Annotated in this window: 6 protein-coding genes; 2 read left to right on the forward strand and 4 right to left on the reverse strand. The window is 48.8% G+C overall.

What is annotated here, in order from left to right:
- Positions 1 to 31: 31 nt before the first annotated feature.
- From J2Z28_RS29445 to J2Z28_RS29455, 3 genes are read right to left on the reverse strand one after another with little or no spacing between them, the layout of a single operon-like run.
- Positions 32 to 2,008, reverse strand: coding sequence for a YjhG/YagF family D-xylonate dehydratase (locus tag J2Z28_RS29445; protein ID WP_280530869.1), 1,977 nt, complete (start codon positions 2,006 to 2,008; stop codon positions 32 to 34).
- A gap of 16 nt (positions 2,009 to 2,024) precedes the next feature.
- On the reverse strand, positions 2,025 to 3,491 hold the full coding sequence (gene gucD, locus J2Z28_RS29450; RefSeq protein ID WP_211085566.1) for an alpha-ketoglutaric semialdehyde dehydrogenase GucD: 1,467 nt from the start codon (positions 3,489 to 3,491) through the stop codon (positions 2,025 to 2,027).
- A 21-nt stretch (positions 3,492 to 3,512) separates the two neighbouring features.
- Positions 3,513 to 4,388 carry a fumarylacetoacetate hydrolase family protein gene (locus tag J2Z28_RS29455; protein ID WP_211085567.1) on the reverse strand — a complete coding sequence of 292 codons (876 nt, stop codon included), beginning with the start codon at positions 4,386 to 4,388 and terminating at the stop codon, positions 3,513 to 3,515.
- 217 nt (positions 4,389 to 4,605) lie between these two features.
- Between J2Z28_RS29455 and J2Z28_RS29460 the strand changes: the two genes are divergently transcribed.
- The gene (locus tag J2Z28_RS29460) at positions 4,606 to 5,520 is read left to right on the forward strand and encodes a helix-turn-helix domain-containing protein (RefSeq protein WP_211085568.1); all 915 of its coding nucleotides are present in this window, start codon (positions 4,606 to 4,608) and stop codon (positions 5,518 to 5,520) included.
- Between the two features lie 122 nt (positions 5,521 to 5,642).
- Here J2Z28_RS29460 and J2Z28_RS29465 read toward each other — a convergent pair whose 3' ends face one another.
- The gene (locus J2Z28_RS29465; protein WP_211085569.1) at positions 5,643 to 7,064 is read right to left on the reverse strand and encodes a family 43 glycosylhydrolase; all 1,422 of its coding nucleotides are present in this window, start codon (positions 7,062 to 7,064) and stop codon (positions 5,643 to 5,645) included.
- A gap of 135 nt (positions 7,065 to 7,199) precedes the next feature.
- Here J2Z28_RS29465 and J2Z28_RS29470 point away from each other — a divergent pair, with 135 nt between their 5' ends.
- Positions 7,200 to 8,009: a helix-turn-helix transcriptional regulator gene (locus J2Z28_RS29470; protein ID WP_211085570.1), complete on the forward strand. Its 810-nt coding sequence runs from the start codon at positions 7,200 to 7,202 to the stop codon at positions 8,007 to 8,009.
- The last annotated feature ends 405 nt before the right edge of the window (positions 8,010 to 8,414 follow it).

Here is an 8,414-nt window from a genome sequence, read left to right on the forward strand (position 1 = left end):
CTGTACAACACAGATACACAAAAGGTGGGTATCAGTACCAGCCCAGCGCTTTTTTGCCGGCTTCCAGGGCGGTTACGATCCGCTCTACATCATATACATTTCCTCTCCAAGTCCCACCGCTGACCGATTGCAATGCAGCCCAGAGCTTTGTATCATCCGGCAAAGCTTCATCAGGCCTCATATCTGGATGAAAGGGCCTTTGTGCCAAGATGAGAGCACCTTCTTCCGGCGAAAACTCTAGATCGCCTTCTCCGACAAAGTTAATGCTACCCTCCAGCGTGTTACGATCAACCGCGATGTCAATCAGGTCTCCGTTCCGCAGTTTGCCAATCGGTCCGCCTGCCAACGCTTCGGGGCCAACATGACCAATACACGCTCCGGTGGAAACACCGGAGAACCGGGCATCCGTAATTAGAGACACGTATTTGCCAAAAGGCAAATGTTTAAGCGCAGATGTAAGCTGGTACGTCTCCTCCATTCCGGTTCCCGATGGACCTCGCCCGAGAAGCACAACAACGTCGCCAGCCAGAATTCCTCCGGTCTTAATCGCATGGATCGCCTCACGTTCGGTGGTAAACACCTTTGCTCTGCCACGATGACGGTATACGCCATGCTCATCCAGCACAGCAGGATCAATAGAGGTGGATTTGATGACAGAACCTTCCGGAGCGATATTCCCGGTTGGAAATGTTACGGTCGATGAGATTCCAAGCCGCTGAGCGTGTTCTACACTCATGATGACACTGTCTGGATCAATGCCGTCCTGCTCTTTTAACTGCTTCCGCATGAGATGACGGCGTTCCGACGATTCCCACCAGTCCAATACCTGACCCAGTGAAGTACCTGTAACCGTTGGTACAGACTCATCCAACAGACCCAGCTGTCTGAGGTGAAGCATGACCTCTGGTACCCCTCCAGCCTGAAAGACACGTATGGTCGGATAAAAAATCGGTCCGTTTGGCAGGGCACTCACCAGTCTTGGAACATTCTTGTTGACTTGTATCCAGTCCTGTACCGTAGGCACGGTTAAACCGGCCGCATGGGCAATTGCCGGTATGTGAAGAAGCAGATTGGTCGATCCGCCAAACGCGGCATGAACGGTCATCGCATTGCGAATGGATGCATCGGTGACAATGTCTGCCATCCTCATCCCCTGTGACTCCATATGGATGAGTGCACGTGACGATTGGCGCGCCATTTCAAACCAGATGGGCTGCCCGGAAGGTGCAAGCGCGGCATGTGGCACTGTCATACCCAGTGCCTCTGCTACAACCTGGGCCGTAGCAGCGGTACCTAGAAACTGACAGCCTCCTCCCGGTGTAGCACAAGCTCGACATCCTAAATCGGACGCCATTTCCAGAGAAATTTCCCCGTTGACGTACCGTGCACCGATGGTCTGAATTTTACCGGCGTCCTCTCCATCGGTAGGCGGAAGTGTGACGCCACCGGGAACGATTACACCAGGCAATTGAGGCATTCCAGCAAGTGCGAGCATCATCGCTGGAAGACCTTTGTCACAAGTGGCGACACCAAGCACGCCTTTACGAGTTGGCAGCGAGCGAATCAGTCTGCGAAATACCATAGCGGCATCGTTCCGGTACGGAAGCGAGTCAAACATGCCGGTCGTCCCCTGTGATCTGCCGTCACACGGATCGCTGACATATCCAGCAAACGGGATTCCTCCCCGGCTTGACAGTTCTTCTGCGGCAGCCTTCATCAGCAGGCCGACCTCCCAGTGGCCCGTATGGTAACCGAGTGCTGCCGGGCTGCCGTCTTCATTGCGTATGCCACCTTGTGTACTCAAGATCAGAAATTGTTTTCCGTTCAATTCCCCGGGCTTCCAGCCCATTCCAACATTCTGGGACATGCCGAACAAGTCGCCGCTTGGAGCATTCCGCAGCAAATCATCCGTTAAAGGCAGACGTCCGGCAGCCCCTGGAGCATGTGCTATGATATCGAAGCAGTTGGACGCGGTCTCTCCCATAATCGACGTAATCTGTTCGTACATGATAGCCTCCCACAGTTTATGACTTCACAAAGACCGTTTTGATGGCCGTGAAAAACTCGATAGCCGCTTGCCCCTGTTCTCTGGAGTGTGAACTTGACATCTTCATTCCGCCAAACGGAGCCTGCAGTTCTACGCCGGCCGTTTCTGCATTAATTCTGACGAGTCCTGCATCCATGTCCCGGATAAAAGACAACATGGCTCCGACGTTCTGTGTATAGATGGAAGCACTCAAGCCATAATCGCTATCATTAGCCGCTTCGATCGCTTCCTCTAGGGAATCTACCGCAATCAAGGCCAGAACCGGGCCAAAGATTTCTTCCCGGGCGATGGACATATGGGATTCGACCCCTTCAAATACGGTCGGCTGCACATAGAATCCCTCTTCCAGTCCCGGACCGTCCCCTCTTTTTCCGCCAGCGAGCAGAACGGCACCTTCATCCTGGCCTTTTTGAATATAACTCAGCACGGTATTGAGCTGTCCTTCGCTTGCACATGGACCCATCCAGCTTCCAGAAGACATGCCGTCACCCAGCCGGATTTCCTGGATTTGCGAGAGCAGCTTTTCTTTGAAAGCATCGTATACTTTTCGTTCAATAATAACCTTGCTGGTGGCCGTACATTTTTGCCCGGTCGATTTCAACCCACCGCTGATCGTGGCTTCCACAGCCAAATCCAGGTCAGCGTCAGCCGCGATAATAATCGGGTTTTTCCCACCCATTTCAAGTTGATACTTGGCCCCACGTGCCAGTGCTGCGCCGCCGACCCGTTTGCCCACTTCATTGGAACCTGTGAACGTTATTCCGCCCACATCCGGATGCTCAGCAAGTGCAGATCCGATCACTGAGCCTCTGCCGCATACCAGATTAAGAACGCCTGCCGGAATGCCCGCCTCTTCAAAACACTCCATGACTTTAGCCGCAGTGACCGCAGTTTCCTGAGCAGGCTTCAACACAACCGTATTGCCGTAAATCAAGGCCGGAGCCGTTTTCCAAATCGGAATGGCTACCGGAAAATTCCAAGGAGCAATAACCCCAACAACGCCAAGGGGTACGCGGGTCGTAAACATCAGTGCTTCGCTGTCCGTTGATGGAATGACATCCCCGGTTTTTCGCATGCCTTCTCCAGCGTAATACCTTAAGATCGCGACACCGCGCAGTGTCTCTCCTTTGGCTTCTGGGAGTGTTTTGCCCATTTCCCTGGTCATCGCCTCTGCAACTTCATCGGCCCGGCGTTCCAGCACATTGGCTGCCTGAAATAGATAGTTGCCGCGTTCCGCGCCCGATAACCTCCGCCAATCTTTTGCTGCTTCCTTCGCGGCTGCAACAGCCCGGTTCAGATCCTCTACGCCTGAGGTGGGTACGTAGCCAACTACCTCCTTCCGATTCGCCGGGTTGATGCTCGGTTCGGTTTCACCGGACGTCGCCTTCACCCATTCTCCGTTAATGTAATTGCTGTATGTCTGCTCTATCTGAAATGTGGTCATCGCATTCATCCTCCTTGTACATTAGTTTGAAATGACTGGATTAATAAGTGTCCCGATATCGCTAATGGATATTTCAATGCGGTCCCCGGGTGCAAGTGTAAAATCATTAGGGGGCACAATGCTTGTGCCTGTCAATAACACCGTACCGTCAAACAGATCGTTATCTCTAGCCAGAAAGGAGACCAGCTCATCGAGTTTTCGGTTTAACTCACTTGTGCTTGCCTCGCTTTTCACAACTATTTCACCTTCTCGATATATTTCGCAGACGATGTTGAACGCATATGGATTCTGCACCGTTTCCGCTAGACGAATGGCCGGACCTATCGAGCAGGAATTGCGCCACATTTTTGCTTGCGGCAGATACAGCGGATTCTCCCCTTCAATATCGCGGCAGCTCATGTCATTGCCAACGATGTATCCCACAATGCTGCCATCCGCGGCAAGCACCAACCCCAGCTCAGGCTCCGGGATCTGCCAATTGGAATCGCTGCGAAGTGTGACTGCCTCAAGCGGTCCTATTGTGCGGGCTGCTGTAGATTTAAAAAAGATCTCCGGTCTTTCGGCATCATAAACTTTATCGTAAAAGGTCTTTGCATCCAGCTTGCCTTCCGTTGCTTCATAATTTCGCGCTTCGCGGCTGCGCTGATAAGTCACACCCGCCGCCCATACTTCCGGAGCTTCCAATGGAGTGATTAGATGCAGGGAAGTCCAATCGTCAGTTAACTTGTTTAATGGTTTAAAAGCGCTTTCAACAAGTTGAACTGGAGAAATCCCCTGCTTTCTTGCTTGATAGATCAAAGTCATAAAATCTGCTTGTGGCAAACGATACGCTTGTTCATCATCCGTAACGGCTGCCAGCCACTTCTGTTGTCCGTCCAGAAATCGAATAATTCTCATTCAAGCTTGCCTCCATTTTTCCCCATCGGGTTGATAATACTACCTTAGCACCCGCTATGGTTCATGACGATGTTCTAATCACTCCGACGATTTACCCTTTTCACGCATTTTTTTTCTGTTAAGATGAGGTTAGATCCGTTGAACTAAAGATGATTTACGAGGACACTGAGATGACAGGATGTTGGAATATAGAATAGTACAAGGGGGTTGGTTTGCTGTGACCAAGCTTTCGGATGCTGTGTATTTAGGTCGTCTACCCGATGTTCGCATGTCTTTTCAATTATTGGGGCTGCATGCAAGAAAGGTAGATTCCAGCTGGACTTATCCGTCTCATGAACATTCAATGTATGAAGTCCACTGGATGATGGACGGGCAGATGAACATGGTTGTCAACGGGCAGTCTTATCGTCAGTCGGTTGGCGACCTTCTGTTCATCCGGCCTGGTATGACCCACTCTTGCACCGGAGCCGGACCGGAGGGGTTCACTTATTTTTCCGTGCATTTCAGCATACACGATACATCCTTTTGCAGAGAACTTAACCGTTGCAAAGACATCTATTATCCGGCAAATTCGAATTTGGCTCTGGGGCTCTCCCCTTCCCTGTCTACTTTGTATGGTCTGTCCACAGAGCATTTGTCTAGCTCGCTATCTTCCTCCAAACAAATGAAGGTACATGCCGCCGTGTTTGAACTGCTTGGTTCCCTGGTTGGCCAGTTATCTCAGCAAGCTTCCGTTACGTTGTCGAGAAAAGAAACCATTGCTCATCAGATTGCTGAGCACATTGAGGATTCGGTAAGATATATCCATCTTCACGGGGAAATTCAGGAGAGCGATCGAACCTGGATTCAGGACATTGCCAAGTCGCTGAGCATTAGCCCGTCACAGGTTAATCGTATTTTTCGGCAGGTATACGGCATCGCTCCACGCAAGTTTCTATCCGAAACCCTTCTGAACGAAGCGCAGCGGCTGTTAAAGCAAACCGAGCTGAACATAGACCATATTGCGATGATGCTGGGGTATAAGACCAATGCGCATTTTAGCCGCCAATTCAAGCGGTGGACAGGTATCGCGCCAAGCGAATATCGCAGCCATTCGCAGCAGGCTGGAGAAGCCAACGTTGCGGATGACTAAAAGTTTAATCATAAAAACCCCAATTGTCTGAGCCGCATAGGCTGATCGGTCAACAAAACAGCTACTGGATGACCAGCAGCTGCTTTGTATTGTCTGGATTGCTCAGATCATGTGTTTGAGGATTACGCTAAAATAAATGATGCAAGGCTTGCACTTCCAGAACCTCTGTACGTAAAATATAAAGCTTGTATGCCATCCGGAATGGTCATCTCGACTGAATAGGGTTTCCAATGATTGGTGAAATGTACCGGGATTGTACCCAGGACAGGACCGTTCCATGCGGTTTTGACCTCAAATACCCCGTGACAATATCCCCGTACCTTGATCGAGACCTGGCGAATTCCTCGGCAATCAAAGAATTTAAAACCTGCTGTTGCGGATTCAACCATATTGGCGATATATCCGACCTCTTCATCACTGTCTCTACCATCCTGGGTGATCTTTGGAAAGCGGCTGTCCAGCCAAGCTCCTGCCCCGAAACCTCCAGTGTACTTCTGATCATCTTTGGTCAAAAGATTACATGCAATATATGCGGGGTACTCGCCTTTTCCTTCAAGCGGTCTCCCACTTGGACCAGAGGAGGTCATTTCCACCTGAGGAATGCTGCCGTCCTCTTCAAAAGATATCTTCTCAATACAGCCCTGCCGGTTGAATGCGTCCCCATTGGTATGACGGTGATAGAAGACATACCAGTCTCCGTTGATCTCCACAATGCTGCCATGGTTATTGCCTCCATAATACATGGGTTTGTCAGCAGGTTTGTAGGAGTCGATATGGAGATCACAGTTGCTTACGATGACGCCCTGATATGTAAATCCTTTATTTGGAAATCGACTGGTGGCATAACATAATTCATGCATAACGATGGAGGAATACACCAGATAGTAGGTATCACCTCTTTTCCGGATGGAAGGCGCTTCAAAAAATTCATGGCCCTCATAACCGCTGCCCTCACTGTAAGGCTCGCTCGGTGCTACGAATATGGGTTTTTCCACAATCGTAAGCATATCCGGACCTAGCATCGTGGCCATCGCGCCATGTCTTGATTGGTCTCCGGCCGCACAGAAGCCGGTATACAGATAAGTGTGCTGTCCTTCAGTCATCACGCCGGGATCGAACTGGGGCTCGTCCCCTTCTCTTTCGCCCAGACGAGTGCCGTCGTCATATTGTACATAACCATAGAATTCATATTTACCGGCAGGTGCATCACATACAGCCACCGAAACAACGGGTACCTTATCCAGCACATAATACAGATAATACCGCCCATCGGGACCCAGCGTAACATCTGGTGCATACAAGCACATATGGCCATTCGGATTCAACGGGTCATCTGTTTTTCGGTAGATCACCCCTTCATTTCTCCAATTCCCAAGGTCATTCACGGGTGCAGACCAGCATACATAATCGTTCAGACAGAAGGCATGTCCGTTAAAACGGTCATGTGAACCATACACATACACTCTTTCATTGAATACATAAGGCTCACTATCAGGTACGTACTCCCAGGATGGAAGATATGGGTTGAACCCCTGCTTGTTCATTACAGCTACACTCCTCATATCATCGTAATAGTACATTCGTTCTATGAAATAAAGATAACTCTCGTATAATAGAAAATAGCTTAAGTAGTGAATGGGTTATTCTTTTCTACAACTTAAAGAAAAAGGGGAAGAACCATGACATCTATTTTTTACGTTGAATGTGACGCGGTACATCAAAATCATTTTGTTTTTGATATCCCTGAAGGGCATGATGCCTGGTTATTAGTTATTACACAGACCCCTGCCCAGTTTTGGGTTGATGGACAACTTAAGGAATACCCGGCTCATTGTGCTGTACTTTTCAAACCGTATCAAAAAATATATTATCGGGCTTGTTCAGAGCGCTATATAAATGATTGGATTCGTTTTGAAAGTGATGAACCGTTTGTAACCGATACCTCCCTTCCTCCAGGCACACCTTTCCCGCTGGATGATCCCGAATACTGTCATAAGCTGTTCCAATTACTTGTTGCAGAGCATTCTTTTCAGAACGATTACCGGGAATCATCCATCAATTGCCTGCTGCGAACCTTGTTCAATAAATTGCTTGAGTCCTGTGTCCAAGAGGATATTAGTCCTCAGCACTATCCTCTGTTGAAGCTTCGAACGGCAATTCATAACCATCCCAGCCATCCTTGGACAATATCAGAAATGGCGAAGATCATAAACGTCAGTCCGGGGTACCTGCAGTTGATGTACAAGAAATCGTTTGGCCTCTCGTGTATGGAGGATGTTATTCATAGCAGAATACGCTTGGCCAAAGAATATCTCAGACATCATTTGTATACGGTTGCAGAGATTGCCGATCGATGCGGTTACCGTAATGTCGAGCATTTTTGCAGGCAGTTCAAACAAATGACCGGTTCCTCGCCTAAACAGTTTCATAAAAGACGTGAAGGTATCCCGGCTGACTTAACAGAGTTGGGATATAAATCTCACTCTTAAGGGGGATGTACTTAGATCAATTGGAAAATTCCCTCTCTGTCCAATGGGCGTTTACACATACCTTAGCCATTCAATCGGTATAAACGTCATCGAGGTTGTTAGCGTTCTCTGCTGTCATTTTAAGTTAAGGTTTTAGACTGTATGATGCAATGACTTATTCTCAAGCATGATTGATCAATTATCATATTGTGATACCTTATAATGACATACATTGGAAAGACCAAATCCAAGAGTCTTCCTGATTGGAATCTTGGAGCTTAACCCCATTTCGAACTTTTTGGATTATTTATCTATACTTATATCTCCAAACAAAAGGGGCTGTCTCAAAAGCCCTGAAAAGCGTATCGGCAAAAAGAAATAACACTCATAGGTTCAAAAAAGGACAAAGCAGAGGTTTATCCTGCT

The sequence above is a fragment of the Paenibacillus xylanexedens genome, from assembly GCF_017874615.1.
In the GTDB taxonomy this organism is placed as follows: Bacteria; Bacillota; Bacilli; order Paenibacillales; family Paenibacillaceae; genus Paenibacillus; species Paenibacillus xylanexedens.